Here is a 14031-nt window from a genome sequence, read left to right as displayed (position 1 = left end):
CTTCAGGTCAACTTCCTTACGGATACGCATGCTTCGGCCCGCTCTGTGGCGAAGCGCGGGACTATGGGCCGCATGGCAACGAATACAGTGGGCGTTCCCCGCCAACAGGGGCAGTCCAGCACCCGGCACGAGGATGAACAGGACACCACCCCGCGGCGGCTGGCCTGGCTGCTGCTGCTCACCGGCGCGGCCGGGGTGCTGGCCTCCTGGGTCATCACCCTCGACAAGTTCCTCCTGCTGGAGGACCCGGACTTCAAACCGGCTTGCAGCCTCAACCCCGTGGTCTCCTGCGGCAGTGTGATGACGAGCGACCAGGCGGCGGCCTTCGGTTTCCCCAACCCCATGCTGGGGCTGGTCGCGTACGCCGTCGTGGTGTGCGCCGGCGCCGGGCTGCTGGCCGGCGCCCGCTACCGCGGCTGGTTCTGGCTGGGCCTGAACGCGGGCACCGTCTTCGGCGTCGGCTTCTGCTCCTGGCTGATGGTCCAGTCGCTCTACGAGATCAACGCGCTCTGCCTGTGGTGCTGCCTGGCCTGGGTGGCGACCCTGCTGATGTTCTGGGCGGTGACCGCGCACAACGTCCGTACGGGCACCCTCCCCGCCCCCGGCCCGGTGCGCGGCTTCTTCACCGAATTCGGCTGGGCCCCGCCCGCCCTGCACATCGGAGTGATCGGCATGCTGATCCTCACCCGGTGGTGGGACTTCTGGACCGGCTGACGGCCCCGGCCCGGCCCGGCGCAGGCGAGGGCCCCGGCAGCTGGACGCTGCCGGGGCCCTGGTCACATCACCTCACGGGCGTCAGGGGCCCGGACGGTCGTACGGAGCGGAATTCAGCTGCCGACGGAGGCGTTGCCCGACAGGATCGGGATGTTGCTGAGGATGTGCGAGAGCGGCTCGTCACCCTTGGCCTGGGTGGAGTTCTCGGTGCACTGCTGGTGCTGCGGGTTGGCCAGGACGTTGATGTCCTGGACGCCGACGTTGACCAGGGCGACGATCGACTGGACGTTGACCTTCTCCGGCAGACCGATGCAGGGCTTGTTCAGGGTGCCCTGGACGAGGCCGAGCTGGGGGCTCATGGCGCCGTTCGTCGTCTGGTTGCCGTAGACCTGCGAGGCACCGTTGCCGTTGACGGTGTTGATGCCGTTGTCGTTGCCGATGGCCATGGCCGGAGCCGCGGCAGCAGCGCCCGCGCCGACCGCAACGGCGGTGACCGCGGCAGCGGTCATGAACTTCTTGAACATCTTGATCCTTTTGTCGCACGAGTGCCCGCTAGTGGAGCGCCCTGATCAACTGCCCGGGCGGGGGTTGGTTCCGCTGCTTCACTCAAACGGCCTGCGGGCGGTGCGGTTTTCCCCGTGCAGGCGAGCCCCCTCCGGACGCCTGCACGAAGCCCGTACGGGCCACTCGGCCGCAGGCGGTCCGGTTGCGGTCCGTAGAAGGTGTTCGCACGGTAGGTAAGGAAGCGGATCGCTCGGGTCCGTCTCTACGCGCGACCACCCCGAAGGAATGTCCATGCACAGCACGAAGCCGTCCCGCGCCCGCCTCCTTGTCCCGTCGGTCCTCGCCGCCGTCATACTGGCCGGCGCGGCAGCCCCCGCGGGCGCCGCGGACGGCGGCAGCGCGAGCGCCCTCACGCAGCGAGTGGCAGCCGTCCAGCAGCAGATCGAGAAGGTCGAGCAGCGCGCGGCCGCCGGTCCGATCGAGGACCTCCTGGCGACCCTCACCAAGACCCTGGAGGACCTCCTCAAGTCGATCCAGGGCCTGCTGCCCACAGGTGTCACACTGCCTTCGATCCAGCTGCCCACGCTTCCGGAGATGCCGGCCATTCCCGGTGTCCCCGAGCTGCCGGCGGTGGAGATCCCGAAGCTGCCCGTCACCACCCCGGCGGTCCCGCCGGCCGCCACGGTGCCGCAGACGCCCTCGAACCCGGTCACGCTGCCGGTATGGACCGCCCCCGCGATCCCCAAGGTGCCGGAGGCGCCCAAGCTGCCGGCGGTGCCCGTGGTGCCTTAGAACGGTGGAGTCGCACGCGCTGGCGATCGTTGAGCTGAACAGGTCTGATCGTGCGCGTGGCCGTGTCGTCTGGGCCAGTGGACCGTTTCGCTCGGTGTGAGCCCCGGCATAGGGGCAGAACATCGAACAGAAGGTGCACTCCCCATGAACTCTGCCAAGAAGGCCGCCCTGGTCCTGGCCACCGCAGGTCTCGCTGCGGCCGGTGCCGCGGGCTCCGCCGTCGCCGACGCTACGGCCGAGGGCGCGGCCGTGGGTTCCCCCGGTGTCCTCTCGGGCAACCTGCTCCAGGTCCCGGTCCACATCCCGATCAACGTCTGCGGCAACTCCGTCAACGTGGTCGGCGCGCTGAACCCCGCGTTCGGCAACGTGTGCATCAACGACTGACCTCAGTCGCCCCATATGACTGTGGGCGCCACCGGCCTCGCCGGTGGCGCCCACAGTCATATCGGCGTGCGGAGAAGCCGTACGGCTCAGCTGCCGCCGTTGAGCTTGACGCCCCCGAGCATCGGGTTCGACTGGGTGGCGCCGTTCGCGAGCTTGAGCACCTCGCCGGGCACGTCATTGCGCAAGTGGTTGACGCGCTGGGCCGTGCCCATGACCTTGTTGACGGTGTCCCCCTGCTCGGCCAGGGCGTTGCCGACGGTCTGCGGGAGCCCCTCCGAGATCGGGCCGGCGGCGTTCAGGGTCTCCGTCACCCCGCTGGTCAGGCTCATGGGGGGCATCGGGACCGGCGCCTCGGCGGCGAAGGCGGGAGCGGAGGCGCCGAGGGCGGCTACGGAGCCGGCGACGACAGCGGCGACCTTCGTGAGCTTCATTATCGCATTCCTTTTCCAGCGGCGACCGTCGCGCCGCTTTCGCCCTGGGTAACGACTGCCCGCCGCTGCGGAAACGCGGTCGGCAGGGGGACAATGAAGCGGCCGGAGAATCCGACAAGCGATTCTCCGGCCGATATCTCTTCTGATGACGCTATTGCCTGTCAGGCGATACGGGACCGCCGGTACAAAATGGCGCCGCCCAGAATCAAGGCCGACGCGAGAGCCGCGGCGGCGGCGGGCTGACCGGCGCCGGTTTCCGCCAGCATCGGCCCGGTCACCCGAGCCGGTGCGGGGGCTGGCGAGGCGGCGGGCAGGCCCGCCGGCGCCGGTGCGGGCGCCGGTGCGGGCGCCGGAGCGGCCGCCGCGGGCAGGTGCACGGGGGTGTCACCGGCGGGGGCGGCCGGCGGCTGGTCCGCCGGACGTACGGCCTCCGGGGCCGTCAGCTCTACGGGCTGGCTCCCGTGCGGCGGCCGGGGCGCGGGCTCTTCCTCCGCGGCCGGCGCGGGAGCCGGTACCTGCGGTGCGGGCGCCGGGAGCGGTCGCGGCGCCTCCTCGGCCGACTCGGGGGCGGCGTCCGGTGCGGGGAGCGGCTGCGGTGCCTCCCAGACCGGGGGCGCCGGGGCCGGGTCGGGCGCGGGAAGCGGAGCCGGCCCGGGCTCCTCGCCGTCGGGGCCCTCGGGCCCGTCGGGGCCCGGGAGCGGATGGGGGTCCGGGTGCTCCGCTCCGGGAGGCGCGTGGTGCGGCCCGTCGTGAGGTGCGTCGTGCGGGGGACGGGGCTGGGCCGACTCGGGGTGGTCGTCGCACTCCTCCTCGCCCGGGTGCCCGTGCCCGCCGGGGCGAGGAGCCGCCTCATGCCGTGGTGCCTCGTGGTCCGGGCCCGCGTGGTCCGGGGCTTCGTGCCGTGGTCCCTCGTGGCGGGGGGCCTCGTGTTCGGGCGCCGCGTGCTGCGGTGCATCGTGGGCCGGGGCCGCGTGCTTGGGGGCGGCATGCCGGGGCGCCCGGTGCTGCGGGGTCCCGTGGCGGGGTTCCTCGTCGCGCTGGGGCGACGCGTGCCGCGGTCCGCGCTCGTCGAGGTAGCGCTCGAACGCCTCGGCGTGTTCGGGGCTGAGGTGGTGCTCGTAGTCGTAGTCGACGTCCGAGCCGGTCGTGGTGACGCAGGTGTTCCCCATCGAGGGATTGAGCGCGGCACCGCCGTCCACACTGTTGCCGCATACGTTCGGGGCGAAGGTGATCGGTACCGAGACGCTGTTGCCGGACAGCACACCCGGTGAGTGCGAGGCTTCGGCCGTCGCCCCGGAGTGCGCGTAGGCCGCGCCGGTCGCGATCGACAGCAGGCTGGAGGCGGCCGCCGCCGTGAGCATCCCCTTGCCCAGCACTTGTCGGCTCAGTACCTGTCGCATGGGTCCTTCCCTGTCTACCAGCGCTGTGGCCGGTGCTGAATCGAAGGCGGCCTCGGAGTGCACCGCCGTGCACTCCGAGGCCACCCCGAGGAGGTCTGCCCTTGCGGGCACAGGCGCTTCGTCAGTCGTTGACGCAGGTGTTGCCGAACGTCGGGTTCAGCAGCGCGATCACGTTGACGGTGTTGCCGCAGACGTTCACCGGGATGTGCACGGGAACCTGGATGAGGTTGCCGGACAGGACGCCCGGGGAACCCACGGCCGCGCCCTTGGCGTTGGCGTCGGCCATGGCGGGGGAGGCGGCACCGGTGGCCATCAGAGCGCCGGCGGCCAGCACCACTGCCTTCTTGTACTTCATTTGATTTCTATCCTTCCCGCAGGGGCGTATCCACTGCAGAATTTGTAACGAGCGGCTCCGGGAAAGGAAACCGCATGTTCCCGACGGCTTTTCAGTAATTCACCCCGATGCGCGGTCCCGAATTCGGGCAGCAGGGGGTTCGCGCCGGTATTCACAGCTGCCGACGGGCCGGCGGGACCGGTGAGCCTGTCCCGCACGCGGCGAGGCCGCCGCGACCCGAAGGTGCGGCGGCCTCGCTGGCGCGGCTCGGGTCAGCTGCCGGAGGAGACGTTGCCCGAGAGGATCGGGATGTTGTCCAGGATGTGCGAGAGGGCCTCGTCGCCCTTGGCCTGGGTGGAGTTCTCGGTGCACTGCTGGGTCTGCGGGTTGGACAGGACGTTGATGTCCTGGATGCCAACGTTGACCAGGGCGAGGATGGACTGCACGTTGGCCTTGGCGGGCAGGGCGATGCAGGGCTTGTTGAAGGAGCCCTGGATCAGCGCCATCTGCGGGCTCATGTGGCCGTAGGTGGCCTGGTTGCCGTAGATCTGCGAGGCGCCGTTGCCGTTCACGGTGTTGATGCCGTTGTCGTTGCCGATGGCCATCGCCTGCGGCGCCATGGCGGCACCCATGCCCACGGCAGAGGCCGCAACCGCTGCCGTGGCCATCATCTTCTTGATCATTGTCGTCCCTTTTTCGCGGTATTGCCCGGTACCGGAGCACTCGGGTCAACGGCCCGGCCCTGCTCCGGGTTGCGTGGCTTCACCCGGATGCCGCCGTTTCGGATCGTGCGGTTGACGGCCGGGTGGTCACGCTGGAGTGGTCGAACCAAGTTCATCGGGGCTGGTTCGAACGGCGGTACCCGATATAACGACCTGCTCGCGGGGAGGGTGCGTGCTATCGCCCAAAAGGCCGTACGGGCGAGTCCGACGTGATTTCCAGCCTGATTTCTGACAAAGTTCACTCCTGCTTTTGTTTTCCTTGATCGAAAATGGAGACAGGTCATGGGTTCCCCCCTGGGCGGCGTTCACGCGACGTTATCGGGGGGTTGGTCACGGGGGTATTGATGGTCCGAATTCTACGGTTCCGGCATTCGAACGTCGCTCATTCATGCGATAAGCCGAACATATGAATGCCTCGGATGTGGCGCGGACGTGCTCCCCCAGGCAACCGCGCCGTCCAGAGAGCGCCCCGCCGCCTCGCAGTCCAGGTCACGGGCGAAACCCAGGGCCCTTCCTCGGCGTGCTCCTCACTCGGACAGACGCGCGCCGCTGAACGTAGGAGATCGCTCCGCGTGCCGACACCACCTTCGACCGCACCGTCCCCGGCCGCACGGCCCATGACCGTCCTCCATCTCGTCCAGCCCGTCGACGGCGGGGTCGCCCGGGTCGTCGTCGACCTCGCCCGCGCCCAGTCGGCCTCCGGGCACCGCGTCGTCGTGGGCTGCCCGCGCGGCGGACGGCTCGCCGACGCCGCCCGGGCAGTCGGCGCCGAGGTGCTCGCCTGGCGCGCCGGGCGGGCTCCGGGGCCGGGGCTGCCCGCCGAGGTGATCGGCGCCGCGCGGCTCGTGCGCCGCGTCCGGCCGGATCTGCTGCACGCCCACAGCGCCAAGGCCGGGCTGGCGGGCAGGCTCGCCGTGCGCGGGGCCCTGCCCACCGTCTTCCAGCCGCACGCCTGGTCCTTCGACGCCGTCGGCGGAGCCACCGCCGCGCTCGCCCTGCGCTGGGAGAGGTACGGGGCGCGCTGGGCCGACCGGGTGCTCTGCGTCAGCGAGGCCGAACGCCGCGCGGGCGAGTCCGAGGGCATCACCGCCCCCTGGTCGGTGATCCGCAACGGTGTGGACCTGGAGCACTTCCGCCCCGGCGGACCGGACCGCGACGAGGACAGGGCCCGGGCACGGGCCGAACTCCCGCTGCCCGCCGCCTTCCGGGGCGACGGCCCGCTCGCCGTCTGCGTCGGCCGGCTCTGCCGGCAGAAGGGGCAGGACGTCCTGCTGCGGGCCTGGCCCCAGCTGCTCGGAGCCGTCCCCGGAGCCCGCCTCGCCCTCGTCGGCGAGGGCCCCGACGCCGAACGGCTCCGGCGCGCGGCCCCGCCCGGAGTGCTCTTCGCCGGGGCGGCCCGCGACATCCGACCGTGGCTTCGGGCCGCCGATCTCGTTGTACTGCCGTCGCGGTGGGAAGGCATGGCCCTCGCGCCGCTCGAAGCCATGGCCTGCGGCCGCCCGGTCCTGGTCTCCGACGTCAGCGGGGCCCGGGAAAGCCTGCCGCCCGGCCAGCGCCGGCTGTGCCTGGTGCCGCCGGAGGACCCGACGGCGCTGGCCAAGGCCCTGGGACGGCTGCTCGCCGAACCGCGGCTGCTCGCCGAACTCGGCGAGCAGGCCGGGCAGCACGCCCGAACCGACTTCGACGTGCGGCGGACCACGGACGCGGTCACCGGCCTGTACTACGAACTGCTGGGCAGGCCCCGGCCCTCGAACCAGGAGCGCATCACCCGATGACGATGGACAGCGCACCCGCCCGGCACACCGGGCAGGGCGGTACGGGGCCGGTCGGCGGCAGGGCCTTCGCGCCCGCGTCACCCGCGGAAGCCCGCCGTTCCGTGACCGCCCTCCTCGCGCCGCGCAGGCCCCGCGCCGAGCAGGCGCGCAGTGCGGTACGGCCGCAGCGGGCCCGCCGCCGGGACGGGGTGCTCCCGCTGCTGACCGCCGACGCGCTGGCCGTCGTACTGACCACGGTGCTCCTCTCCGGCCCGGCGCTGGGGCTCGGGGCGGCGGCGCCGGCCGCCGTCCTGCTGGCCGCGCTGCACGCGCAGGCCGGGCTGTACCGGCCGCGGCTCGCGCCCTCCGCGCTGCTCGAACTGCCCGCGCTGGCCGGGCGGTCCGCCGTCGTGTGGTGCGCGGCCGCCACCGTCCTGGCCGCCGCCGGCCCGAGCCACGTCCTGGGCTGGAACGTGCTGCTCAGCGCCGTCTGCCTGCAGGCCGTACTGGTGTGCGCGGGGCGCGGGTTCGTCAACGTCCTGCACCGGCGCGCGGCCGTCCGCAGGCCGGCCTCCGCCCTCGTGGTCGGGCCCGGGAGCGGGAGCGGGAGCGGGGCGGGCGCGGTGGCCGCCGCGCTGCACGGGCGCCCCGAGTACGGGCTGCGCCCCGTCGGGCTCGCCGACACCGCGGCCGCCGGCGGCCAGGCTCCGGCACGGTCCCGCGCCCTGCCGGTCCTCGCCACCCACGAGGACATCCGGCGCGCGGTCATCCAGAACTCGGTGCGGCACGCGGTCTTCACCCGCCCGCCCGAGGCCGACGAGCGCACCGCCTCCCTGGTCCGGCTCTTCCACGACCACGGCTGCCGGCTCTGGCTCGCCGACCCCGCCGGCACCGCCAAGGTGACGGGCATGCGGCTGGCGCACCCCGCCGACCAGCTGTGGGGGTACGCCGTACAGCCCCTGCTGCCGCGGCCGGCCCGGCCGCTGGAGCGCCGGGCCAAGCGGGTCATCGACGCCGTGCTGGCCCTGGTGGCGCTGGTCGCCGCCGCGCCCGTGATGGCCGCCTGCGCGCTGGCCGTACGGGTGTGGGACGGACCGGGGGTGATCTTCCGGCAGGAGCGGGTCGGGCTGTACGGCCGCCCCTTCACGCTGCTGAAGTTCCGTACCCTGCGCGCCGACGAGCACGAGTCCGCCACCCGGTGGACGGTCGCGGGCGACCGCGGGATGAGCCGCGTCGGCTCCTTCCTGCGCAAGTCCTCGCTGGACGAGCTGCCGCAGTTGTGGAACGTGGTCCGGGGTGACATGAGCCTGGTCGGACCGCGTCCCGAGCGGCCCTTCTTCGTCGCCAAGTTCAGCACCGTGCACCCCGGCTACGAGGCCCGCCACCGGATGCCGGTCGGCATCACCGGCCTCGCCCAGATCAACGGCCTGCGCGGGGACACCTCCATCGAGGACCGGGCCCGCTTCGACAACCACTACATCGACACCTGGTCGCTCTGGCAGGACCTGTGGATCCTGGCCCGCACGGCCGCCTCCTTCTTCCGGTTCAGGCTGGGGGGCAGTTGATGAGCCTCGCGGTGGGTGCGGCCGGTGTACGGCCCGGTGTACCGGGCCCGCTGCGCCGGCACTGGCCGCTGCTGCCGCTCGCCGGGACGGTGCTGTTCCTCCTCGCCCCGCTTCCGGCCGGGGACGCGGCCGCCTCCGGGAAGGTCGGCCCCGCCGACGCCGCCTCCCTGCTCCTCGTCCTGGTGTGCGCGGTGCAGGCGGTGCGCGGCCGGGCGCGGGCGCTGACCCCGCTGGGCGTGCTGGTGCTCGGCCTGCCCGCCGTGGGACTCGCCGTGGCCACTGCGACCGCCGCGGATCCGTACGCCGCCCTGCCCGGCTTCGTGCGCTACCTCCAGGTGTTCGTGCTCGTCCCGGCGGCCGTGGTGCTGCTGGTGCGCGACCCACGGGAGTTCCGGCTGGCCGCCGGGTGCTTCGTGGTCCTGGCGCTGGTGCAGGGCGCGGTGGGCGTCGCGCAGTTCGCCACCGGCACCGGGGCCTCGTACCAGGGCGAGGACATCAGGGCCGTGGGCACCTTCGGCCCCGGTGACGTCATGGGCATGGCCACCGTCGTCTCCTACGGGCTGATCGTCGCGACGGCCGCCGCACTGGCGCCCGGGGTACCGCGGAAGGTCCGGCGCGCGGCCGGGGGCGCCGCGCTCGCGCTGGTGCTGCCGCTGGTGCTGTCCTTCAGCCGGGGCGCGTGGATCGCCACCCTCGGCGCCGCGGTGCTCGTGATGCTCCTCGCGGGCATCCGGCGGGCCCTGAAGGTGCTGCTCGCGCTGACCGCGGCCGGGGTCGTCCTGGTGGGCGGGCTCGGGGCCGGCTCCGCGATGGTCGCGGAGCGGCTGACCTCCATCACGCAGGTGTCCAGCGCGCCCGACCAGTCGGTGACCGACCGCTACACGATGTGGGCCGCCGCCGAGTCGATGTGGCGCGAACGGCCCGCCACCGGGGTCGGGCTGAAGGGCTTCCCCGCCCACCGGGACGGGCACGCCTCGCTGGGCCTGTCCTCCGGCAGCGACACCGCCGGCGCGGGGCAGAGGTACATCCGCCAGCCGCTGCTCTCCCCGCACAACATGTACCTGCTGATCCTCAGCGAGCAGGGGCTGATCGGGCTGACCGCACTCGCGGGCGGCTGGGCGGCGCTGCTGGTCGCGGGGCTGCGCCGGCTGGCCCGCGGGTGCGCGATCCGGGACTGCGGGCTGATCGCGACCGGACTGCTCGTGTGGCAGCTGACCGACTTCCTCTACGCGGACATCGGCGGGCCGTCCACCGTCCTGACCGGTGTGATCATCGGCCTGTCCGCGTGGTGGGCGCTGCCGTCCGGCGGGCCGGAGGCGGGCGGCCCGGCCGACGCCGCCTCGCGGGGCCCGCGTACCGGCCCCGAGGCGGTCCGCGGGTGACGGACACGACGCCCCGGCGGCCCGCCTCCGGCCCTGCGGCCGGGGCGGGCCCGGCCCGTGCCCAGGCCCGCCCGGTCCGCCCCCCGGACGCCGGCGCGGGTGACCGCCCCGGGGGCCGGGGCGGTACCCGTCCGGTGCCGGCCGTCCCGGAGCCGGTCCCGGACACCGCCGGGGTCCGGGGCGGTGGCCGTGCGGTGCCGGGCGTCCCGGAGCCGGGCGCGGCGGCGTCCCGTCCGGACGGCGGGCCCGAGCCCTTCGGCCTGCCCGCGCACGCGGGCCGTCCGGCGGCCCGGCTGACGAGTCCCGCCGCCGTGGCCCCGACCGCCGGGCCGGACCCCGGTTTCAGCCCGGCCGGGCAGTCGGGAGTACGGGTGGCGGCACGGACGGCGGGGGTCCGGGCGCAGGCTCCGGCGGCGGGACCCGCCGCCGGACCGCGGGCGCCCCGCATCGGCCGCTGCGAAGCTCCGCCCGCACCGGGCGCCGCGGGCACCGGCGCCCCGCTCGGCCGGTTCCTGGCCAAGGCCGCCGCCGTCACGGCCGCACTGACCGCCGCCGGGGCGGTGTTCGGGCTGGTCCGGGACCAGACCATCGCCCACCTCTTCGGCGCCGGGCACGACAGCGACGCCTTCCTGATCGCCTGGACCGTGCCCGAGATGGCCTCGACGCTGCTGATCGAGGACGCCATGGCCCTGCTGATGGTGCCCGCGTTCAGCCACGCCCTGGCCCGGAGGGCGGCCGGTCGCGCCGGGCTCACCCGCCGCGAGGCCCGCGCGCAGGACCCCGTCCGGCTGCTCGTCGGGGCGACCCTGCCGCGGCTCGCCGTGTTCCTGGCCGCGGTGGCCTCCGTACTCATCGTGGCCGCCCCGCTCGTCGTGGCCGTGCTCGCGCCCGGCCTGCCCGATCCCGAACTGGCCGTCCAGTGCACCCGGCTGACCTCGCTGACCGTGGTCTGCTTCGGGATCGCCGGCTACTTCAGCGCGGCCTTGCGCGCGCACCGCTCGTTCGTGCCACCGGCCGCGATCTACGTCTCGTACAACATCGGGATCATCGGCACGATGGTGGCCCTGCACGCCCTGTGGGGGGTGCGGGCGGCCGCCGCCGGGGTCGCGGCCGGCGGGCTGCTGATGGTCCTCGTCCAACTGCCCGCCTTCATCCGGAACGTGGGCTTCGGACCGCGCCGCGCCCAGGCCGCCCCGCGCAGCCAGCGCGACCGGGACCGGCCCACCCTCATCGCCTTCGGGCTGATCGCGCCCGTCATCTTCTTCGCCGTCTTCCGCCAGTCCCAGGTGCTCGTGGAGAGGTTCCTCGCCGCCTCCCTGCCCTCCGGCGCGATCTCGCACCTCAACTACGCGCAGAAGGTCGCGCAGATGCCGATGGTGCTCTCCCTGATGATCTGCACCGTCACCTTCCCCGTCGTCGCCCAGGCCATGGCCGGCGGCGAGCTCGACAAGGCCCGGCGGCGCGTCGAGCGCGACCTCGCCCTCGCCTCCCTCGCCGTCCTGATGGGCTGCGCACTCGTCGTCGGGTACGCGCCCCAGATCATCGAGGTTCTCTTCGAGCGCGGCGCCTTCACCCACCGGGACACCCAGGTCACCGCCTCCGTCATGCGGATCTACGGGCTCGGACTCCTCGGCCACTGCCTCGTCGGCGCGCTCAGCCGGCCCTTCTTCTCCACCGCCCGCCCCACCTGGTTCCCGGCGCTCGCCATGGGCGCCGGACTGCTCGTCAACATCGTGGCCGGGGCCCTGGCCGTCGGCTGGTGGGGCGTCTACGGCATCGCCGCCGCCAACGCGGCCGGCATCTCCACCACCGCCGTCCTGCTGCTCACCGGCCTCGGCTCCCGGATCGTCCCGATCCAGCTCCGCCGGGTCGCCGTCAGCATCGGCCGGCTCGCCGTGGCCGCCGCCGCCGCGTGCGCCACCGGCTGGATCGCCGGACCGATGGTCCCCGACCCGATGCTCAGCGCCGCCCTCGGCTGCCTGCTGGTCCCCGCCATGTTCGGGGCCACCGGCATGGCCATACGGGCCCTCGAAGTCACCGCCCTCCCCGCCCAGATCTCCGAGCTCACGCAGAGGTTCCGCAATGCCCGCTGACACCGACGCGGCGTCCGCCGCCATGGTGGGCCCCGCCCGCCGGACCGCCGCGCCGTGGGTCCTGATGTACCACTCGGTCGCCGAGTTCACCGACCCCGCCGAGGACCCGTACGGGATCACCGTCACCCCGCGCGCCCTGGAGGAGCAGCTGCTCTGGCTGCGCTCCCGGGGACTGCGCGGCGTGTCCGTCGGCGAACTGCTCCGCGCCCGCGCCGCCGGATGCGGAGCCGGACTCGTCGGACTGACCTTCGACGACGGATACACCGACTTCCTGACCCGGGCGCTACCGCTGCTGCACCGCCTCGAATTCACCTCGACCCTCTTCGTGCTGCCCGGGCGGCTCGGCGTGGACAACGTGTGGGACCCGCTGGGACCGCGCAAGTCCCTGCTCACCGCCGAGGGCATCCGCGAAGTCGCGGGCGCCGGCCAGGAGATCGGCTCGCACGGGCTGCTCCACCAGGACCTCACCGCGGCCACCGCCGACGTCCTCCAGCAGGAACTGCGGGGCAGCCGGGACCTGCTGCGCGAACTCACCGGGACGCTGCCCGAGGGGTTCTGCTACCCGTACGGGTACTTCGACGCGCGGGTGGTCGAGGCCACGCGGGCCGCCGGATACGGCTACGCCTGCGCCATCGAGCCCGGCCGCCTCGCCGGCCGGTACGCGCTGGCGCGCACCCACATCAGCCAGGCGGACGGCGGGACCCGGCTGCGCGTCAAGCAACTGCGCCACCGGGTGCGCGAGCTGCGACGGGCGGTGCACCTGTGAAGGCGCTGCACATCATCACCGGGCTCGGCGTCGGCGGCGCCGAGCAGCAACTGCGCCTCCTGCTGCGGCACATGCCGATGCGGTGCGACGTCCTGACGCTGACCAACCCCGGGCCCGTGGCCGAGGGGCTGCGGGCCGACGGGGTCCGGGTCGTGCACCTGGGGATGCGGGGCAACCGCGATCTGGGGGCGCTGCCACAGCTGGTGCGGTTCATCCGCCGAGGCCGCTACGACCTCGTACACACCCACCTTTACCGGGCCTGCGTCTACGGGCGCCTCGCGGCCCGCCTCGCGGGCGCCGGGGCGGTCGTGGCCACCGAACACTCCCTCGGCGCGGGCGAGATCGAGGGCCGGCCGCTGTCGCGCGGGGTACGGGGGCTCTACCTGGCCAGTGAGCGGCTCGGCGCCGCGACCGTGGCCGTGTCGGACACCGTGGCCGCCCGGCTGGTGGGCTGGGGGGTACCGGCCGCGCGGGTGCACGTCGTACCCAACGGGATCGAGGCCGTCCGCTTCCGCTTCGACGCGGGCGTACGACGGGCCGCCCGGGCCCGGACGGGACTGCCCGAGCGGGCGTTCGTGGTCGGCGGGGTCGGGCGGCTGGTACCGGGCAAGCGGTTCGACGTGCTCGTGCGCGCCGTCGCCGCGCTGCCGGGGGCGCACCTGCTGCTCGCCGGGGACGGGCCGGAGCGAGCGGCGCTGCGGCTGCTCGCCGCCGAACTGGGCGCCCAGAGCCGGGTCCACCTGCTGGGGGAGCGGGACCCGCTGGGCGACAGCTCCGACGGCCGGACACCCGGGATCCCGGCGCTGCTCGCCGCCATGGACGTCTTCGTCTCGCCCTCGCGGGAGGAGGCCTTCGGGCTCGCCGTGGTCGAGGCGCTCGCGGCCGGGCTGCCCGTCCTGCACGTCACCTGCCCGGCCATCGACGACCTGCCTCCGGAGCAGGCGCCGGGGGCCCGCCGCGTCGGTGCGGGCACGGAGGAACTGATCGCGGCCCTGCGCGGCCACATGGAGGCGGGCGTCCGCCGGCTGCCCGCACCGCCGGTCGTACGCCGCTACGACATCGCCCGCAGCGCCGAGCAGCTCCTCGACGTGTACGCCCTCGCGCTCGCCGCACCGCCCCCGGCCGCAGAGCCGGCGCCGCACGCTCCGGCGGGGCTGGACGCGCGGGGCTGACGCGTACGCAACCCCGGA

At 73.9% G+C, this 14031-nt stretch carries 14 protein-coding genes; 9 read left to right on the top strand and 5 right to left on the bottom strand.

Going from position 1 to position 14031, the window contains the following annotated elements; translation table 11 throughout:
- Positions 1-72 precede the first annotated feature (72 nt).
- Complete coding sequence (locus ACWDX7_RS17690) at positions 73-714, top strand: vitamin K epoxide reductase family protein (protein ID WP_451490980.1); 642 nt, start codon at positions 73-75, stop codon at positions 712-714.
- A gap of 113 nt (positions 715-827) precedes the next feature.
- Here ACWDX7_RS17690 and ACWDX7_RS17685 read toward each other — a convergent pair whose 3' ends face one another.
- Entirely contained in the window at positions 828-1238 is a 411-nt protein-coding gene (locus ACWDX7_RS17685) for a rodlin (protein ID WP_451490979.1), read from the bottom strand.
- 271 nt (positions 1239-1509) lie between these two features.
- Between ACWDX7_RS17685 and ACWDX7_RS17680 the strand changes: the two genes are divergently transcribed.
- On the top strand, positions 1510-2010 hold the full coding sequence (locus ACWDX7_RS17680; protein WP_451490978.1) for a hypothetical protein: 501 nt from the start codon (positions 1510-1512) through the stop codon (positions 2008-2010).
- A 144-nt stretch (positions 2011-2154) separates the two neighbouring features.
- The gene (locus ACWDX7_RS17675; protein WP_451490977.1) at positions 2155-2394 is read left to right on the top strand and encodes a chaplin; all 240 of its coding nucleotides are present in this window, start codon (positions 2155-2157) and stop codon (positions 2392-2394) included.
- A gap of 86 nt (positions 2395-2480) precedes the next feature.
- Here ACWDX7_RS17675 and ACWDX7_RS17670 read toward each other — a convergent pair whose 3' ends face one another.
- The 4 genes from ACWDX7_RS17670 to ACWDX7_RS17655 all read right to left on the bottom strand — a co-directional run bounded on the left by ACWDX7_RS17670 (position 2481) and on the right by ACWDX7_RS17655 (position 5242).
- Positions 2481-2825: a hypothetical protein gene (locus ACWDX7_RS17670; RefSeq protein ID WP_451490976.1), complete on the bottom strand. Its 345-nt coding sequence runs from the start codon at positions 2823-2825 to the stop codon at positions 2481-2483.
- Positions 2826-2986: 161 nt separating this feature from the next.
- Positions 2987-4225 carry a chaplin family protein gene (locus ACWDX7_RS17665; RefSeq protein WP_451490975.1) on the bottom strand — a complete coding sequence of 413 codons (1239 nt, stop codon included), beginning with the start codon at positions 4223-4225 and terminating at the stop codon, positions 2987-2989.
- Positions 4226-4346: 121 nt separating this feature from the next.
- Positions 4347-4580 carry a chaplin gene (locus ACWDX7_RS17660; protein ID WP_451490974.1) on the bottom strand — a complete coding sequence of 78 codons (234 nt, stop codon included), beginning with the start codon at positions 4578-4580 and terminating at the stop codon, positions 4347-4349.
- Between the two features lie 251 nt (positions 4581-4831).
- Complete coding sequence (locus tag ACWDX7_RS17655; protein WP_451490973.1) at positions 4832-5242, bottom strand: rodlin; 411 nt, start codon at positions 5240-5242, stop codon at positions 4832-4834.
- Positions 5243-5898: 656 nt separating this feature from the next.
- Between ACWDX7_RS17655 and ACWDX7_RS17650 the strand changes: the two genes are divergently transcribed.
- Genes ACWDX7_RS17650 through ACWDX7_RS17625 form a run of 6 tightly spaced genes read left to right on the top strand, consistent with a single transcriptional unit; the run spans position 5899 to position 14013 of the window.
- Positions 5899-7056, top strand: coding sequence for a glycosyltransferase (locus ACWDX7_RS17650; protein WP_451491059.1), 1158 nt, complete (start codon positions 5899-5901; stop codon positions 7054-7056).
- On the top strand, positions 7053-8600 hold the full coding sequence (locus ACWDX7_RS17645; RefSeq protein ID WP_451490972.1) for an exopolysaccharide biosynthesis polyprenyl glycosylphosphotransferase: 1548 nt from the start codon (positions 7053-7055) through the stop codon (positions 8598-8600). Before ACWDX7_RS17650 ends, ACWDX7_RS17645 begins: the two co-directional genes overlap by 4 nt.
- Positions 8600-9982 carry an O-antigen ligase family protein gene (locus ACWDX7_RS17640; protein ID WP_451490971.1) on the top strand — a complete coding sequence of 461 codons (1383 nt, stop codon included), beginning with the start codon at positions 8600-8602 and terminating at the stop codon, positions 9980-9982. The genes ACWDX7_RS17645 and ACWDX7_RS17640 overlap by 1 nt, the downstream gene beginning before the upstream one ends.
- Positions 9979-12075, top strand: a complete 2097-nt coding sequence (murJ, locus tag ACWDX7_RS17635; RefSeq protein WP_451490970.1) for a murein biosynthesis integral membrane protein MurJ — start codon at positions 9979-9981, stop codon at positions 12073-12075. Before ACWDX7_RS17640 ends, murJ begins: the two co-directional genes overlap by 4 nt.
- Positions 12065-12841 (top strand): polysaccharide deacetylase family protein, encoded by a 777-nt coding sequence (locus ACWDX7_RS17630; RefSeq protein WP_451490969.1) that lies wholly within the window; start codon positions 12065-12067, stop codon positions 12839-12841. Before murJ ends, ACWDX7_RS17630 begins: the two co-directional genes overlap by 11 nt.
- Positions 12838-14013, top strand: coding sequence for a glycosyltransferase (locus ACWDX7_RS17625; protein ID WP_451490968.1), 1176 nt, complete (start codon positions 12838-12840; stop codon positions 14011-14013). The genes ACWDX7_RS17630 and ACWDX7_RS17625 overlap by 4 nt, the downstream gene beginning before the upstream one ends.
- Positions 14014-14031 lie beyond the last annotated feature (18 nt).

The organism is Streptomyces sp. NPDC003034 (assembly GCF_053591375.1).
This window is presented reverse-complemented; position numbering and strand designations above follow the sequence as displayed.

Coding starts and splice junctions, on each gene's coding strand:
- ACWDX7_RS17685 (WP_451490979.1), bottom strand. CDS start 1,238: ATGTTCAAGAAGTTCATGACCGCTGCCGCGGTCACCGCCGTTGCGGTC.
- ACWDX7_RS17630 (WP_451490969.1), top strand. CDS start 12,065: ATGCCCGCTGACACCGACGCGGCGTCCGCCGCCATGGTGGGCCCCGCC.
- ACWDX7_RS17670 (WP_451490976.1), bottom strand. CDS start 2,825: ATGAAGCTCACGAAGGTCGCCGCTGTCGTCGCCGGCTCCGTAGCCGCC.
- ACWDX7_RS17660 (WP_451490974.1), bottom strand. CDS start 4,580: ATGAAGTACAAGAAGGCAGTGGTGCTGGCCGCCGGCGCTCTGATGGCC.
- ACWDX7_RS17675 (WP_451490977.1), top strand. CDS start 2,155: ATGAACTCTGCCAAGAAGGCCGCCCTGGTCCTGGCCACCGCAGGTCTC.
- ACWDX7_RS17665 (WP_451490975.1), bottom strand. CDS start 4,225: ATGCGACAGGTACTGAGCCGACAAGTGCTGGGCAAGGGGATGCTCACG.
- ACWDX7_RS17655 (WP_451490973.1), bottom strand. CDS start 5,242: ATGATCAAGAAGATGATGGCCACGGCAGCGGTTGCGGCCTCTGCCGTG.
- ACWDX7_RS17645 (WP_451490972.1), top strand. CDS start 7,053: ATGACGATGGACAGCGCACCCGCCCGGCACACCGGGCAGGGCGGTACG.
- ACWDX7_RS17690 (WP_451490980.1), top strand. CDS start 73: ATGGCAACGAATACAGTGGGCGTTCCCCGCCAACAGGGGCAGTCCAGC.
- ACWDX7_RS17640 (WP_451490971.1), top strand. CDS start 8,600: ATGAGCCTCGCGGTGGGTGCGGCCGGTGTACGGCCCGGTGTACCGGGC.
- ACWDX7_RS17650 (WP_451491059.1), top strand. CDS start 5,899: ATGACCGTCCTCCATCTCGTCCAGCCCGTCGACGGCGGGGTCGCCCGG.
- ACWDX7_RS17680 (WP_451490978.1), top strand. CDS start 1,510: ATGCACAGCACGAAGCCGTCCCGCGCCCGCCTCCTTGTCCCGTCGGTC.